The following is a 13,811-nucleotide window of genomic DNA, read 5'->3' on the forward strand; positions in this document are numbered from 1 at the left end:
GGGCCAGCCCATCAGGATCTGGCTCGCGCCCCAGGCAAGCGTGATGAAAATTACTTAAGAAGTGTGCCGTTGTGTGCAATTTTGGAGGCTGCGGCAAGATGGCGCGGTAGACGCTGACGAGCCCCGTGATCAAGCGGCGGGCGTCGCTTTCACGGCTAGTGAATACCTCGCTTATCATGTTCATGGTCCCTCTTACGCCGAATTTCGTCTGGACAACGAAACGCTTCTGCTGGCAAGAGTTCTTATAGGTAAGGACGCTCAGCGTTGAAGACCTGCACATCGTTTTTGGCTAATGCTGTTCTACGCTGAGAGTACCCACTCGTGACTGGCGCTGGCTGACGGGAAAGGCCTGAGAGCCAAGAGCGAGTCCCGGGCATCACAGGAGGCATCGATGAGCATCTTCGACCACGTGCAGAACCGCTTCGCTCGCGTCCAGCAGGAAGAAATGTCCCTGCAGGAATATCTGGAACTCTGCCGTCAAGACCCTTCCGCCTACGCCAGTGCGGCTGAGAGAATGCTGGAGGCCATCGGTGAGCCTGAGGTGATTGACACCGCCAAGGACCCGAGACTGGCGCGAATCTTTTCCAACAAGGTGATACGTCGGTATCCGGCGTTCAGTGAGTTTCACGGCATGGAGGAGGCCATCGAGCAGATCGTGGCCTACTTCCGTCACGCCGCCCAAGGGCTGGAGGAGAAAAAGCAGATTCTCTACCTGCTTGGCCCCGTGGGGGGCGGCAAGTCATCCCTGGCCGAGCGCCTCAAGCTGCTGATGGAGCGTGTGCCGTTCTACGCCATCAAGGGGTCGCCGGTGCACGAGTCTCCGCTCGGGCTGTTCTCGCCCGAGGAAGACGGAGAGCTGCTCGAGAAAGAGTATGGTATCCCTGCTCGCTACCTGCGCAGCGTGATGTCGCCCTGGGCCGCCAAGCGGCTGAAGGAGTCAGGCGGTGATATCTCGCAGTTCCGGGTGGTCAGGCTGTACCCCTCGCGCCTCAACCAGATCGCCATCGCCAAGACCGAGCCGGGTGACGAGAACAACCAGGATATCTCGTCCCTGGTGGGCAAGGTCGATATCCGCCAGCTGGAGATGTATTCCCAGGATGATCCCGACGCCTACAGCTTTTCCGGAGGATTGTGCCGGGCCAACCAGGGCTTGATGGAATTCGTCGAGATGTTCAAGGCGCCCATCAAGGTGCTGCACCCCCTGCTGACGGCGACCCAGGAAGGGAACTACAACCCCACCGAGGGCATGGGCGCGATTCCCTTCGATGGCATCGTGCTGGCGCACTCCAACGAGAGTGAGTGGCAGGCGTTCCGCAACAACCGCAACAATGAGGCGTTCCTCGACCGCGTCTATATCGTCAAGGTGCCCTATTGCCTGCGGGTGTCCGAGGAAATCAACATCTACAAGAAGCTGCTGGAGCATTCGTCGCTCAATGAGGCGCCCTGTGCACCGGATACCTTGCGCATGCTCGCCCAGTTCTCGGTGCTGTCGCGTCTCAAGGAGCCGGAAAACTCCAGCGTCTACTCGAAGATGCGGGTCTATGACGGTGAAAATCTCAAGGACACCGATCCCAAGGCCAAGTCGATTCAGGAATATCGCGACAGCGCCGGCGTCGATGAAGGCATGGATGGTCTGTCCACGCGCTTTGCCTTCAAGATCCTGTCCAAGGTCTTCAACTTCGACAATCACGAGGTGGCGGCCAACCCGGTGCACCTGTTGTACGTGCTCGAGCAGCGCCTTGAGCAGGAGCAGCTGCCCAAGGAGACCTTCGAGCGCTATCTGCGCTATATCAAGGAGTACCTGGCGCCGCGCTATGTGGACTTCATTGGCAAGGAAATTCAGACCGCCTACCTGGAGTCCTACTCCGAGTATGGTCAGAACATCTTTGATCGCTATGTCACCTATGCGGATTTCTGGATTCAGGACCAGGAGTACAGGGATCCCGAGACCGGCGAGCTGTTCGACCGCCAGTCGCTTAACGATGAGCTGGAAAAGATCGAGAAGCCGGCGGGCATCTCCAATCCCAAGGACTTCCGTCACGAGGTGGTCAACTTCGTGCTGCGGGCGCGTGCCCAGAACAACGGCATGAACCCGGGGTGGCAGTCCTACGAGAAGCTGCGTGGTGTCATCGAGCACAAGATGTTTGCCAACACCGAGGAGTTGCTGCCCGTCATTTCCTTCAATGCCAAGGCGTCCTCTGCGGATATCAAGAAGCACGAGGATTTCGTGGCACGGATGAAGGATCGAGGCTACACCGAGAAGCAGGTGCGCCTGCTGTCGGAGTGGTACCTGAGAGTGCGCAAGTCGCAGTAGCCGTGAAGGCGCCGGGCCAGGCCCGGCGCCGGACACCCTTGTCGACTGCGCCCAGGAGGTCCCATGACCTACTTCATCGATCGACGAGCGAACGCCAAGAACAAGAGCGCGGTCAATCGCCAGCGCTTTCTTGACCGCTATCGCACCCATATCAAGCGCTCCGTCGAGGAGGCCGTCAACCGTCGCTCCATCACCGATATGGAGCGAGGCGAAAAGGTTTCCATCCCCAGTCGCGATATCTCCGAGCCAGTGTTCCAGCACGGCAGCGGTGGGCGACGTTCGATTGTCGCACCCGGTAATCGCGAGTTTCAGGAAGGTGATCGCCTGCGTCGCCCAGACGGCGGGGGCGGTGGTGGCGATGGCAGTGGAGAGGGTGGCGCCTCCAACCAGGGGGAGGGCATGGATGAGTTCGCCTTCACCCTGACCCGGGAGGAGTTCCTCGAGTTTGTCTTCGATGGCCTCGAGTTGCCCCATCTGGAGCGCAAGCCGCTGGTGGATGTGGAAGAAGTGCGCCCGGTGCGTGCCGGGGTCTCGAGAGATGGCGTGCCGGCTCGGATCAACATTGTGCGTTCGATGCGAGAAGCTCAGGCCCGTCGAATTGCCATGCGTGCACCGATTCGTCGCGCGCTGCGGGAAGCTCAGGAAGCGCTGGAAGTCGAGGAGCGCAAGGATCCCGTGCTCAAGAATCCCGCTCGCATCCAGGAGTTGAAGGCCGAGATCGAGCGCCTAGAGCGGCGTCTGGAGGCGGTTCCCTTCATCGATACCTATGATCTTCGCTACAACCATCTGATCAACCAGCCTCAGCCGTCCAGCAAGGCCGTGATGTTCTGCGTCATGGATGTATCGGGCTCGATGACCCAGGCCCACAAGGATATCGCCAAGCGCTTTTTCCTGCTGCTCTACCTGTTTCTCGAGCGCAGCTACGAGCGGGTCGAGCTGGTCTTTGTGCGTCACCACACTGCCGCCAAGGAAGTCGATGAGGAGGAATTCTTCTACTCACGGGAGACGGGCGGCACCATCGTTTCCAGTGCGCTCACCCTGGTCGACGAGATCATCGACAAGCGCTATCCCCCCGGCCAGTGGAACCTGTACGTGGCCCAGGCGTCGGATGGCGATAACTGGGACGATGACTCGGTCAACTGTCGTGAGCTGCTGACCAAATCGCTGATGGGGCGCCTGCAGTACTTCACCTATGTGGAAATCACGCCTCACGCTCACCAGGCATTATGGGAAGAATACGAGCGGGTCGAGGCCGCCTATCCCGACCGCTTTGCCATGCGTCAGATTGTTGAACCCGGGGACATCTATCCGGTGTTCCGGGCCTTGTTCAAGCGCCGTGCGGACAGTGCGGCAAGGGGGTAGGCAGGCGCAGGTCTGCCCTACGGCGGCAGCGGGACTGGCAAAGGGGAGCACGGTGAAGGGCGTGCCGTGTGTTGAAGCACCTCGCCAGGTAAGCCCCTAGCCACAGCCGTGTCTTGCAAGCGGACTCCCTTGCAAGCGAAGCATGTTGGACGAGCAGCGCCTTGGACGAAGAGGAATTGCCATGACCGCCTTGACCAAACGTCACGCCAAGCCCATTGCGACCGGCTCGGACTGGAGCTTCGACGACCTGACCGAGTTCGAGGCCGAGATCGCTCGGCTTGCGGACGAGTATCGACTGGACACCTACCCCAATCAGATCGAGATCATCACCACGGAGCAGATGATGGACGCCTACGCCAGCGTGGGCATGCCTGTGGGCTACCATCACTGGTCGTTCGGCAAGCAGTTCCTGGCCGTCGAGCAGGCCTATCGTCGTGGGCAGATGGGGCTGGCCTATGAGCTGGTGATCAACTCCGACCCCTGCATCGCCTATCTGATGGAAGAGAACACCCTGATGATGCAGGTATTGGTCATGGCACATGCCTGCTACGGCCATAATTCCTTCTTCAAGGGCAACTATCTGTTTCGGACCTGGACCGACGCCTCTTCGATCGTCGACTACCTGGTGTTTGCCCGCAAGTACATCAGTCAGTGCGAGGAGCGTCACGGTGTGCAGGCCGTCGAGCAGTTGCTCGACGCCTGTCACGCGCTGCAGAACTATGGGGTGGATCGCTACAAGCGGCCGTCTCCGGTATCGCCGGAGGAGGAGGCTCGACGGCAGAAGGAGCGTGAAGACTATCTCCAGGCTCAGGTGAATACCCTGTGGCGGACAATTCCCATGGGTGACGCCGGCATCGAGGTGCCGCCTGTGTCTTCCGACGATGACCCGCTGGGGCTACACGGTGGCGGGCGTTATCCCCCCGAGCCACAGGAAAATCTGCTGTACTTCATCGAGAAGAATGCACCCTTGCTGGCGCCTTGGCAGCGGGAGGTCGTGCGAATTGTGCGTAAGCTGGCCCAGTACTTCTATCCTCAGCGGCAGACCCAGGTCATGAATGAAGGGTGGGCGACGTTTTGGCACTACACGCTGATGAATCGCCTGTTCGACGAAGGGGCCGTGGACGAAGGCCTGATTCTGGAGTTTCTGCAGTCCCATACCGCCGTCGTCAGTCAGCCCGCCTTTGACAGCCCTTACTACAACGGAATCAATCCCTATGCGCTGGGCTTCGCCATCTTCACCGACCTCAAGCGCCTCTGCGAGTCTCCTGATGACGAGGACCGGGAGTGGTTTCCGGACATTGCGGGAAGCGACTGGCGCGAAACGCTGAATTTCGCCATGCGCAACTTCAAGGACGAGTCCTTTATTCAGCAGTTTCTATCACCCAAGGTGATTCGTCAGCTCAAGCTGTTCCAGGTGGTCGATGATGATCAGGAGGATATGCTCGAGGTGGCAGCGATTCATGACGAGCGGGGCTACCGGCGGGTCCGTGAGGCGCTGTCCGCGCAGTACGCCTTGTCACTCAGGGAGCCGAATATTCAGGTGTTCGAGGCCGATATTCGAGGAGATCGTTCGCTGACACTCAGGCACGTGCAGGATCAGCGGCGTCCGTTGGCGCGTAGCGTCTACCCTGTGATCCGACACCTTCACCAGCTATGGGGCTTTCCGGTCAAGCTGGAGTCCTTCGATGGTGATGAAGTGGTGCGGCGTTACCAGTGGCCGCTGCCGGACAGCGAAGAATCCGCCTGACGCCGACAGCAGATAACCGACACGCCGCCGCAAAGCGATGCTTTGCGGCGGCGTGTTTTCTTGCCTGCCTTCTTTCTTCTTACTTAGTACCGGACCTCGGCACGCAGCCTTATGGCTTGGCCGTCCAGGATTGGCACCATCCGCCTGGGGCGACGCTATTCTGCGGGAATAGCTGGCAGCCCTCGGTTTCGGCATTGAAGAACATGCAGTTCGAGCAGAGCTCTCCGTCTTCGTAGGCGGCATTGCCGCTGGCATCGCTGGCCTTTTCGACGTATCCCAGAGCCTTGGCCTGGGCATTGTCGGTACTCAGGCGAGGCAGGCTCTGCGCCAGCGCAGTGCGAGACAGGACACCAGCACCCAGCGGCAGAGCGGCGATGCCCAGCAGACTGGTGCGCAGGAAGGCACGACGGCTGTGCTTGGTCATGGGGACTCCTCATTGTCGGAAGATGAGCGTCATACGGTCATGGTCGGGCCCGCGATGGGCCGGTCTTGGTGAGTCAGGATGCCTTGGCAGCCTGCTCCTGCGCTCTTGATGGCGCTGTCTTGCAAGATTAGCTAAGCCGTTGAGCCTTGGCGAATCGTCTCGTTGTGAGTGCGGCAATCCGCCGCGAAAAAAGCGGTCCGCGCAGTCGGCGGTGCAGGTGGTGAGGAGGCGCTGATATACTGCGTTGCCAAACCACCATGTTTAACATCCGCGTCCTGAGTCGTTGGCGTGGAGCGATGGGAAAGGAGCGTGATCATGCAGAATGCTGTGATTCTGATCAATGCCGAGAAAGGGCAGGTCAAGGCGGTGGCCGAGCGTCTGGCCGAGGTGGAAGGGATCAGCGAGGTCTATTCGACCTGCGGTCGCTATGATCTGGTGGCCATTGCCCGTACACGGGATTTCGAGAGTCTGGCGGAGCTGGTCACTGGACGCCTGAATGCAGTAGAAGGCATTGCCGACACGGAAACGCTCAATGCGCTTCAGGTGCACTCGCGCCACGATCTGGAAACCATGTTTTCGTTGGGTTGGTAAGGGCAGGCCCTGCTGATCATTGTTCGTCCTGACCATTGTTCGTCCTGACCATTGCCAACAAGGAAGTGTGTGGATCTCTCGCTTGATCGTCTGATACCTCGGCCGCGGCATTTCCTGGCCTCGCTGGCCATCGCCGTGCTGGGGGTTGTCCTGTGGTACTCCACCGAGCAGGGCTATCGCGACCGCATGAGCTGGATGGGGGTGACCGAGTGGGCGGAACCGTCCACGCTGGCGTTCACCCGTGTGCTGCGTAATGAAGGGTACCTGCTGGGATGGTCTGATCTGCGCGTTGGTGCGCTGTGGGCGAGCTATGAACTGCGGCAGTCGGCGGATCACCGGGTGGGGCCTCGCCCCGGCTTCAAGCAGGATTGGCGAACGCTGTGGCCCGTCAGCACGACCAGCTACGCTGGCAGTGGATATGACCGTGGGCACCTGGCTCCCAACTATGCCATGGCCAAGGTCTGGGGGGAGCAGGCTCAGCATGACAGCTTCCTGATGAGCAATATGATGCCGCAGAAGCCTGCCCTCAACCGTCAGCTATGGCAGCGCCTGGAAGAAGTCGTGATGGACCATTTTCTGCCGCGCTTCGGTCGCCTGCAGGTCGTCACCGGGCCTGTCTATGCAGAAACCAGAGTCAGCGATCTCTCCCTGGATCGATTGCTGGATCGCGTCAGCTTTGTGGAGGTGCCAATCGGCTTCTACAAGGTGGTGGTGGTGCCCGGAGAGACTCCTCTGGCAGTCGCTTTTGTGATGCCCCAGAACGTGCGTGGAGATGAATCGCTGTCTCGCTATCTTGTCAGCATCGACGAGGTGGAAGCGGTCACGGGACTGAATTTCTTTCCGCGGCTGGGCCCGCAGGAAGAGGCGGCCTGGGAGGCTCGTGCGGGGGTGGGCGACTGGGCGCTGTCTCAGGTGGCTGAGTTGCCGTCGCGTTTCGATTGAGCGACGGGCCAGGGACTAAAGACCGGGTGCTAACACGCTGGGTGCTTGAACGGTAGGCACAAAAAAACCGCGACGGGGCGCGGATTCTTGTTGGATCTGTCTGATCCTGTTACTGCATGACATTGGTGCCCAGGAGAGGACTTGAACCTCCACGTCCGTAAGGACACTAGCACCTGAAGCTAGCGCGTCTACCAATTCCGCCACCTGGGCATGTCATGTTGTGTGCTCGTGATCTACGTTATCTGCTCGGCCTGTGTTCATCGATGCATGCCACAGCATGTATCGTTGGTGCCCAGGAGAGGACTTGAACCTCCACGTCCATAAGGACACTAGCACCTGAAGCTAGCGCGTCTACCAATTCCGCCACCTGGGCGAACACGTGCGCTTTGCCGATAACGATGTATCAAAGAGCGTGACGATCTCCATCGTCGTGATCCCGAAGGATCTTGGTGCCCAGAAGAGGACTTGAACCTCCACGTCCGTAAGGACACTAGCACCTGAAGCTAGCGCGTCTACCAATTCCGCCATCTGGGCAAGTGGCGCGTATGTTACCGAAACTTTGGCATATTGCAAGCCTTTTGCGTCGCTGCTGGGAGAAAAAAACGTCGTACTGATGGCGCGAGCTCTGTATCCGGAGGCGCTTATGGTTGGGTGACGGCGCTGCTGGCGCTATACTGCGCGCATGTTAAGAGACAATTTCGAAAAGACCGCACGCTCGCGCCCGGGTGGCGGCGCACTCCTGCCGTCCTCGCCCCTGTCAAGGATGCCTTCCGCATGAACCATTGGACGCTCGACGCCGACGAACACGCCAGCCGCGAAGCCCATAAGTACGACAAGCCTGCTCCTTCCCGTGAATATCTGTTGAATCGACTCGAGGAAATCGGTACGCCGACGACCCACGAGGCGATGAGCGATCAGCTTGGCCTGGATGATGAAGACCTTCGAGAAGCGGTACGCCGGCGCCTCTCCGCCATGGAGCGAGACGGCCAGGTATTGCGCAATCGTCGGGGCGCCTATGCGCTGATCGACAAGCTGGACCTGATCAAGGGTAAGGTGCTGGGTCATCGCGACGGCTTTGGATTCCTGATCCGCGATGATGGCAAGAAGCCTGATCTGGTCATGCCTCCTCGGCAGATGCGCCGAGTGTTTCACGGTGACCATGTGCTGGTGCGGGTCAGCGGGCGTGACCGTCGTGGTCGCGACGAGGCGACGGTGGTGGAAGTCATCGCGCGCAACACCCAGACGATCGTTGGCGTCTATCGGGAAAACACGCCTGAGTTCGGCGTGCTGATTCCCGAGAACAACCGCATTACCCAGGAAGTCATCATTCCCCACAGTGCTTGCGCTGGCGCGCAGGACGGGCAGGTCATCTCGGCGCGTATCGTCAAGCAGCCGGAGACCCGGGTCCAGCCTGTCGGTGAAGTGATCGAGGTGCTGGGTGAGCGCATGGACCCCGGGATGGAAATTGATATTGCGCTGCGAAGCTACGAGATTCCCTCTGAGTTTCCGCCGGATGTCACCGATCAGATCGCCAGCATGTCCGCTGAGGTAGCGGAAGACGACAAGCTTCACCGCATCGACCTGCGCGACAAGCCGCTGGTGACCATCGACGATGAAAGCGCCAAGGACTTCGACGACGCTGTCTGTGCCTACAAGACGCGTTCCGGAAGCTGGAAGCTGCTGGTGGCGATTGCCGATGTATCGCACTACGTGCGTCCCGGCAGCCCGCTGGACCAGGAGGCCATTGCTCGGGGCAACTCGGTGTACTTCCCGGGGCAGGTGGTGCCGATGCTGCCAGAGCTGCTGTCCAATGGGCTCTGCTCGCTGAACCCTGACGTGGATCGACTGGCGCTGGTCTGCGAGCTGAACATTTCCAAGACCGGCGCGATCAGTCGCTATCGCTTCTATGAGGCCGTTTTCCGCTCCCACGCCAGGCTGACCTACAACAAGGTGGCATCCATCCTCCAGGATGACGGAGAAGAGGGTGATGCGCTGCGACAGCAGTACAAGGCGCTGGTACCGTCGCTGAAGAACCTGTACAGCCTGTATCAGCTGTTGCGGGAAGCGCGCACCGAGCGGGGCGCCATCGACTTCGAGACCACCGAGACCGCGATCGTCTTCAACGACGAACGCAAGATCGAGAAGATTGTGCCGCGCTCGCGCAACGATGCTCACAAGATCATCGAGGAGTGCATGCTGGCCGCCAACGTGGCCACCGCGCGCTTCCTGGACAAGCACGACCTGCCAGCGCTTTACCGGATTCACGAGCGGCCATCGCCGGAACGCCTGGACAAGCTGAGGCTGTTCCTGAACGAGATCGGCATGTCGCTAGGTGGCGGTGATGAGCCCACGCCTCAGGACTATCGCGACCTGGCCGAAGCCATCAAGGGCCGTGACGATGCGGACATCATTCAGACAGTGATGTTGCGCTCCATGAGCCAGGCGGTCTACTCGCCGCACAACGAAGGGCACTTTGGCCTGGCATATCCGGCCTATGCCCACTTTACTTCGCCGATTCGCCGCTACCCCGACCTGCTGGTGCATCGCGCCATTCGCTCGGTCATCCGCGGTCCGCGCCAGACCAATACCGTGTTGCGGGCCGAGGGTGCGCCGGTGGAGCCGCCGACCAAGTGGTGCCCCTACACCTTCGAGCAGATGCTGGAGCTGGGGGAGCATTGCTCGATGACAGAGCGTCGGGCAGATGACGCCACTCGCGACGTGGAGGACTGGCTCAAGTGTGAGTTCATGTCCGACAAGCTCGGTGAGGTCTACGACGGAACCATCGCCTCCGTCACTCAGTTCGGTATCTTTGTGCGGCTGGATGATGTCTACGTCGAGGGGCTGGTGCACGTCACCTCATTACCTTCCGACTATTACCACTACGAGCCGGAAAAGCACCGCCTCAAGGGCGAGCGCACGGGAACCAGCTACCGTCTCGGCGACGGAGTGACCGTTCAGGTGGCGCGGGTCGACCTGGATGAGCGCAAGATCGATTTCGAGATGGCCGATGACAAGCCACGTCCTCGGCGCGCGCCGCGCAAGCGTCGTGGCGAGCCTGCGAGCAAGGCCAGCGAGACCGGTCACGCCAAGGCCGGCAAGCGTGGCAAGGATGGCGCCTCGTCCGAGGCCGAGGCGCCGAAGAAGAAGGGTGGGCGTCGTCGTCGTGGCCCTCGGCGCAATGCGCGTGGCAATGGCAATAAGGGGTAACGCCAGCGTGATCTGTTTACAGGAGGGCCTGCGTGGCCAAGCATGAATCCAAGCGTCAACGTCAGCGTCAGCCACGGGGTGGTTCTGGCGCCGCGGCGCCCGCAGGTCTCGATGGCGTCTTCGGCGTGCATGCCGTCCGGGCCATGTTGGATCGCGGCGAATCCCCTCGCGAACTGTGGCTGCAGGAAGGTGAAGCGGGCCGACGCTTGCACGACCTGGTCGAGCTGGCGCGTCAGCGTGGGGCACGTGTCAAAGCGGTGCCCCGAGACGAGCTGGACCGCCTCTCCCAGGGGGCTTCTCATCAGGGAGTCGTCGCTTTCTGTCCGCCGTTGGCACCGGAGAGCGAGGAGTCGCTCTGGCATAAGCTGAAGGCATGGCCGCTGGAAACACCGCCGCTGCTGCTTATTCTTGACGGGGTCACTGACGTCCACAACCTGGGAGCGTGCCTGCGCAGCGCCGACGCCGCTGGCGTGCATGGGGTGCTGGTGCCCAAGGACAAGTCGGCGCCGCTGAATGCCACGGTGCGCAAGGTGGCCTGTGGTGCTGCTGAAAGTGTGCCGGTGTATCAGGTGACCAACCTGGCGCGGGCCATGGCGCGGCTGAAGGAAGAGGGCGTGTGGATCACTGGAACGGCAGGCGAAGCCGAAGGCAGCGTCTTCGAGGCGGATCTGCGCGGCCCGACGGCGCTGGTCATGGGGGCTGAAGGCAAGGGCATGCGCCGCTTGACCCGCGAAGCCTGTGACACGCTGGTCAAGCTGCCGATGGCCGGGGCGGTCTCCAGTCTCAACGTCTCCGTTGCTACCGGTATCTGCCTGTTTGAGGCAGTGCGACAGCGTTCATCGTCCTGATAGTGGTAGATAGGGATGGTAGGGAGGGTGGAGAGAGGTGGTAGAAAGAGGTGATAGAAAGAAGCGGTAGCAAGACCTCCTGTCCTCGCCACCCTGGCTAAAAGAGAGGAAAGTGATGTTCAGGTTGCATCACGCCGCTTGACTCCGTAGAATCCATGCGCCCGTGCGTTCTGCGCGGGACAGGTTATTTGTTATTCACTCCTTGCTTCCCCCGGCGTCGAGCGATGTTTTTGACACCCGCTCAGGCCCCTGCGGAAGCTGCCAAACCGAAAGGAGAATCCATGCGTCACTACGAGATCGTCTTCATGGTCCACCCGGACCAGAGTGAGCAGGTTCCGGCCATGGTCGAGCGCTACACCAGCATCGTCACCGAGAACTCCGGTACCGTTCACCGTCTCGAAGATTGGGGGCGCCGTCACCTGGCCTACCCGATCAACAAGATCCACAAGGCCCACTACGTGCTGATGAACGTTGAGTGCAGCGGCGAGACTCTCGAGGAAATCGAGAACATCTTCCGTTTCAACGACGCCATCATCCGCAGCCTGGTGGTGCGCTGCAAGGAAGCCATCACCGAAGCGTCTCCGATGATGAAGCCGGTGGAAGAGAAGCGTGCCCGTCGCGAAGAAAAGCCGCGCACCGCTGAATCCGCCTAAGCCGCGCATCGCTAGTTCTGCAACGCACGTATAAGGAGTCTTTCCATGGCACGTTTTTTCCGTCGCCGCAAGTTCTGCCGTTTCACCGCTGAAGGCGTGAAGCAGATCGACTACAAAGATCTGGACACCCTGAAGGCCTACATCACCGAGACTGGCAAGATCGTTCCCAGCCGTATCACCGGTACCAAGGCCCGTTACCAGCGCCAGCTGTCTACCGCGATCAAGCGCGCACGCTACCTGGCTCTGCTGCCCTACACCGACAGCCACCAGTAAGTCATCAACCGATGCTGCCTGTCGCCCGATGGTCGATGAAAGGGACGCCCCAGGCGGCGCTGGTCGCCCTGGTGGCGTCTGCGGTGCCCTGGCTGTTCTGGTTCGGGGCCGCTATCGCCGCTCTGGTGACGCTGCGCAAGGGCATGGCGCCGGCGTTGCCGGTGATTGCTGCCGCAGCGGTTCCTGCGGGCTGGTGGTGGACGCAAGGGGATCCGATTCCTCTGGCGACGACCTTGCTGGCGCTGTTGATGGCGGTCGTGCTGCGCTCTCGCATGCGCTGGAGCGAAGCACTGATCCTGGGATCTCTGGCGGGCGCGGCGATGATCCAGATCGGGGTGTTTCTGCCCCGGGCGGACACCGCCCTGATGCTGGATCAGCTGCGTCAGAGCTCGTCCGAGGTAGCGGCCATGCTCGACGAGCTGGCGGCCCAGGGCGTCGACCCCACACAGCTGGCCGAGCTGGTCATCAGCGGGGTCACCGGCCTGGTTGTCATGCTGGCCTCCGTGGCTTGCCTGGCACTGGCCCGTAGCTGGCAGGCGGGACTCTACAACCCCGGTGGTTTTCGGGAAGAGTTCCACGCCATGCGGCTCAGCCCTCGGGAGCTGATTCTGCTGGTGGTGCTGGTGATTGCTGGCTCGCTGCTTGGACTGCCTGGCATCGGCATGCTGGCCTGGATACCGCTACTGATGGCGGGCATCGGCCTGACACATGGTGTAGTTGGACGTAAGGGAATGAACGGGTTGTGGCTGGTCGCGTTCTATCTGCTGCTGATCACCACCTGGCCCATGATTCTCATCGTGCTGGTTGTGGCCTTGATCGACACCTTCGCGGATTTCCGCGGTCGTCTAGGTCACAGCAACTGACATAGAGGTTTACGAGATGGAAGTCATTCTGCTCGACAACATTGGCAAGCTGGGCGGTCTTGGTGACAAGGTCACCGTCAAGCCTGGCTACGGCCGTAACTACCTGGTGCCTTACGGCCTTGCCGTGCCGGCCACCAAGGACAACATCGCTGCTTTCGAAGCACAGCGCGCCGAGCTTGAAGCCCAGGCCGCTGAGCGCAAGGCCGAGGCGGAAGCCCGCGCCGAGCAGCTCAACGATATCGAGCTGTCTCTGGTCGCCAAGGCCGGTGACGAAGGCAAGCTGTTCGGTTCCATCGGTCCGCGTGACCTGGCGGAAGCGATCTCCAGCGCTGGAATCGATGTCGCCAAGAGCGAAGTGCGTATGCCGGAAGGCCCGATCCGTCAGACCGGTGAGTACGACATCGTGCTGCACCTGCACGCTGACGTCGACGCCGCTGTGCGCGTGGTGGTGGTGGCCGAATAAGGTCATCTCCCACGGCAACAGCAAGGGCGCGGGAGTGATATCCCGCGCCTTTTTTTATGCCCGCGATCCGCGGAGCTACGGTCTTGCGAGAGGGTGGAGATCGGCTAGACTGGAAGCCCTTTAC

12 protein-coding genes and 3 tRNA genes are annotated in these 13,811 nt (G+C 60.8%); 11 read left to right on the top strand and 4 right to left on the bottom strand.

Features of this window, described 5'->3' with window-relative positions; translation table 11 throughout:
* Positions 1–391: 391 nt before the first annotated feature.
* From KUV45_RS08350 to KUV45_RS08360, 3 genes are all read left to right on the top strand, one after another.
* Positions 392–2,314: a PrkA family serine protein kinase gene (locus KUV45_RS08350; protein ID WP_206941388.1), complete on the top strand. Its 1,923-nt coding sequence runs from the start codon at positions 392–394 to the stop codon at positions 2,312–2,314.
* A 63-nt stretch (positions 2,315–2,377) separates the two neighbouring features.
* Complete coding sequence (locus KUV45_RS08355; protein WP_222162705.1) at positions 2,378–3,676, top strand: YeaH/YhbH family protein; 1,299 nt, start codon at positions 2,378–2,380, stop codon at positions 3,674–3,676.
* 181 nt (positions 3,677–3,857) lie between these two features.
* On the top strand, positions 3,858–5,423 hold the full coding sequence (locus KUV45_RS08360; protein ID WP_206941386.1) for a SpoVR family protein: 1,566 nt from the start codon (positions 3,858–3,860) through the stop codon (positions 5,421–5,423).
* Between the two features lie 109 nt (positions 5,424–5,532).
* Here the strand turns inward: KUV45_RS08360 and KUV45_RS08365 are convergent, their stop codons facing one another.
* On the bottom strand, positions 5,533–5,847 hold the full coding sequence (locus tag KUV45_RS08365) for a high-potential iron-sulfur protein (protein ID WP_206941385.1): 315 nt from the start codon (positions 5,845–5,847) through the stop codon (positions 5,533–5,535).
* A 315-nt stretch (positions 5,848–6,162) separates the two neighbouring features.
* Here KUV45_RS08365 and KUV45_RS08370 point away from each other — a divergent pair, with 315 nt between their 5' ends.
* Together KUV45_RS08370 and KUV45_RS08375 are read left to right on the top strand one after the other, a co-directional pair.
* On the top strand, positions 6,163–6,438 hold the full coding sequence (locus tag KUV45_RS08370; protein WP_206941383.1) for an Lrp/AsnC family transcriptional regulator: 276 nt from the start codon (positions 6,163–6,165) through the stop codon (positions 6,436–6,438).
* Between the two features lie 69 nt (positions 6,439–6,507).
* Positions 6,508–7,380, top strand: coding sequence for a DNA/RNA non-specific endonuclease (locus tag KUV45_RS08375; protein ID WP_224851981.1), 873 nt, complete (start codon positions 6,508–6,510; stop codon positions 7,378–7,380).
* A gap of 123 nt (positions 7,381–7,503) precedes the next feature.
* Here KUV45_RS08375 and KUV45_RS08380 read toward each other — a convergent pair.
* From KUV45_RS08380 to KUV45_RS08390, 3 genes are all read right to left on the bottom strand, one after another.
* Positions 7,504–7,590 (bottom strand) — tRNA-Leu (locus tag KUV45_RS08380).
* Between the two features lie 76 nt (positions 7,591–7,666).
* Positions 7,667–7,753 (bottom strand) — tRNA-Leu (locus tag KUV45_RS08385).
* A 74-nt stretch (positions 7,754–7,827) separates the two neighbouring features.
* A tRNA-Leu gene (locus KUV45_RS08390) sits at positions 7,828–7,914 on the bottom strand.
* A 240-nt stretch (positions 7,915–8,154) separates the two neighbouring features.
* Between KUV45_RS08390 and rnr the strand changes: the two genes are divergently transcribed.
* From rnr to rplI, 6 genes are all read left to right on the top strand, one after another.
* Positions 8,155–10,587, top strand: coding sequence for a ribonuclease R (rnr, locus tag KUV45_RS08395; protein ID WP_222162706.1), 2,433 nt, complete (start codon positions 8,155–8,157; stop codon positions 10,585–10,587).
* Between the two features lie 125 nt (positions 10,588–10,712).
* Positions 10,713–11,435 carry a 23S rRNA (guanosine(2251)-2'-O)-methyltransferase RlmB gene (rlmB, locus tag KUV45_RS08400; protein ID WP_222162899.1) on the top strand — a complete coding sequence of 241 codons (723 nt, stop codon included), beginning with the start codon at positions 10,713–10,715 and terminating at the stop codon, positions 11,433–11,435.
* A 281-nt stretch (positions 11,436–11,716) separates the two neighbouring features.
* Positions 11,717–12,088: a 30S ribosomal protein S6 gene (gene rpsF / locus KUV45_RS08405; RefSeq protein ID WP_206941380.1), complete on the top strand. Its 372-nt coding sequence runs from the start codon at positions 11,717–11,719 to the stop codon at positions 12,086–12,088.
* A 45-nt stretch (positions 12,089–12,133) separates the two neighbouring features.
* The gene (gene rpsR, locus KUV45_RS08410) at positions 12,134–12,361 is read left to right on the top strand and encodes a 30S ribosomal protein S18 (RefSeq protein WP_016853668.1); all 228 of its coding nucleotides are present in this window, start codon (positions 12,134–12,136) and stop codon (positions 12,359–12,361) included.
* Between the two features lie 11 nt (positions 12,362–12,372).
* Positions 12,373–13,224 carry a hypothetical protein gene (locus KUV45_RS08415; RefSeq protein WP_222162707.1) on the top strand — a complete coding sequence of 284 codons (852 nt, stop codon included), beginning with the start codon at positions 12,373–12,375 and terminating at the stop codon, positions 13,222–13,224.
* A 16-nt stretch (positions 13,225–13,240) separates the two neighbouring features.
* Positions 13,241–13,687: a 50S ribosomal protein L9 gene (rplI, locus tag KUV45_RS08420; protein ID WP_206941376.1), complete on the top strand. Its 447-nt coding sequence runs from the start codon at positions 13,241–13,243 to the stop codon at positions 13,685–13,687.
* The last annotated feature ends 124 nt before the right edge of the window (positions 13,688–13,811 follow it).

The organism is Halomonas sp. DP3Y7-2 (assembly GCF_019800795.1).
Taxonomy (GTDB): domain Bacteria; phylum Pseudomonadota; class Gammaproteobacteria; order Pseudomonadales; family Halomonadaceae; genus Halomonas; species Halomonas litopenaei_A.

Bases quoted from the DNA above. Each gene is read 5' to 3' on its own strand.
- rplI (WP_206941376.1), top strand. From the start codon at position 13,241: ATGGAAGTCATTCTGCTCGACAACATTGGCAAGCTGGGCGGTCTTGGT.
- KUV45_RS08415 (WP_222162707.1), top strand. From the start codon at position 12,373: ATGCTGCCTGTCGCCCGATGGTCGATGAAAGGGACGCCCCAGGCGGCG.
- rpsF (WP_206941380.1), top strand. From the start codon at position 11,717: ATGCGTCACTACGAGATCGTCTTCATGGTCCACCCGGACCAGAGTGAG.
- KUV45_RS08355 (WP_222162705.1), top strand. From the start codon at position 2,378: ATGACCTACTTCATCGATCGACGAGCGAACGCCAAGAACAAGAGCGCG.
- rnr (WP_222162706.1), top strand. From the start codon at position 8,155: ATGAACCATTGGACGCTCGACGCCGACGAACACGCCAGCCGCGAAGCC.
- KUV45_RS08360 (WP_206941386.1), top strand. From the start codon at position 3,858: ATGACCGCCTTGACCAAACGTCACGCCAAGCCCATTGCGACCGGCTCG.
- KUV45_RS08365 (WP_206941385.1), bottom strand. From the start codon at position 5,847: ATGACCAAGCACAGCCGTCGTGCCTTCCTGCGCACCAGTCTGCTGGGC.
- rpsR (WP_016853668.1), top strand. From the start codon at position 12,134: ATGGCACGTTTTTTCCGTCGCCGCAAGTTCTGCCGTTTCACCGCTGAA.
- KUV45_RS08370 (WP_206941383.1), top strand. From the start codon at position 6,163: ATGCAGAATGCTGTGATTCTGATCAATGCCGAGAAAGGGCAGGTCAAG.
- KUV45_RS08350 (WP_206941388.1), top strand. From the start codon at position 392: ATGAGCATCTTCGACCACGTGCAGAACCGCTTCGCTCGCGTCCAGCAG.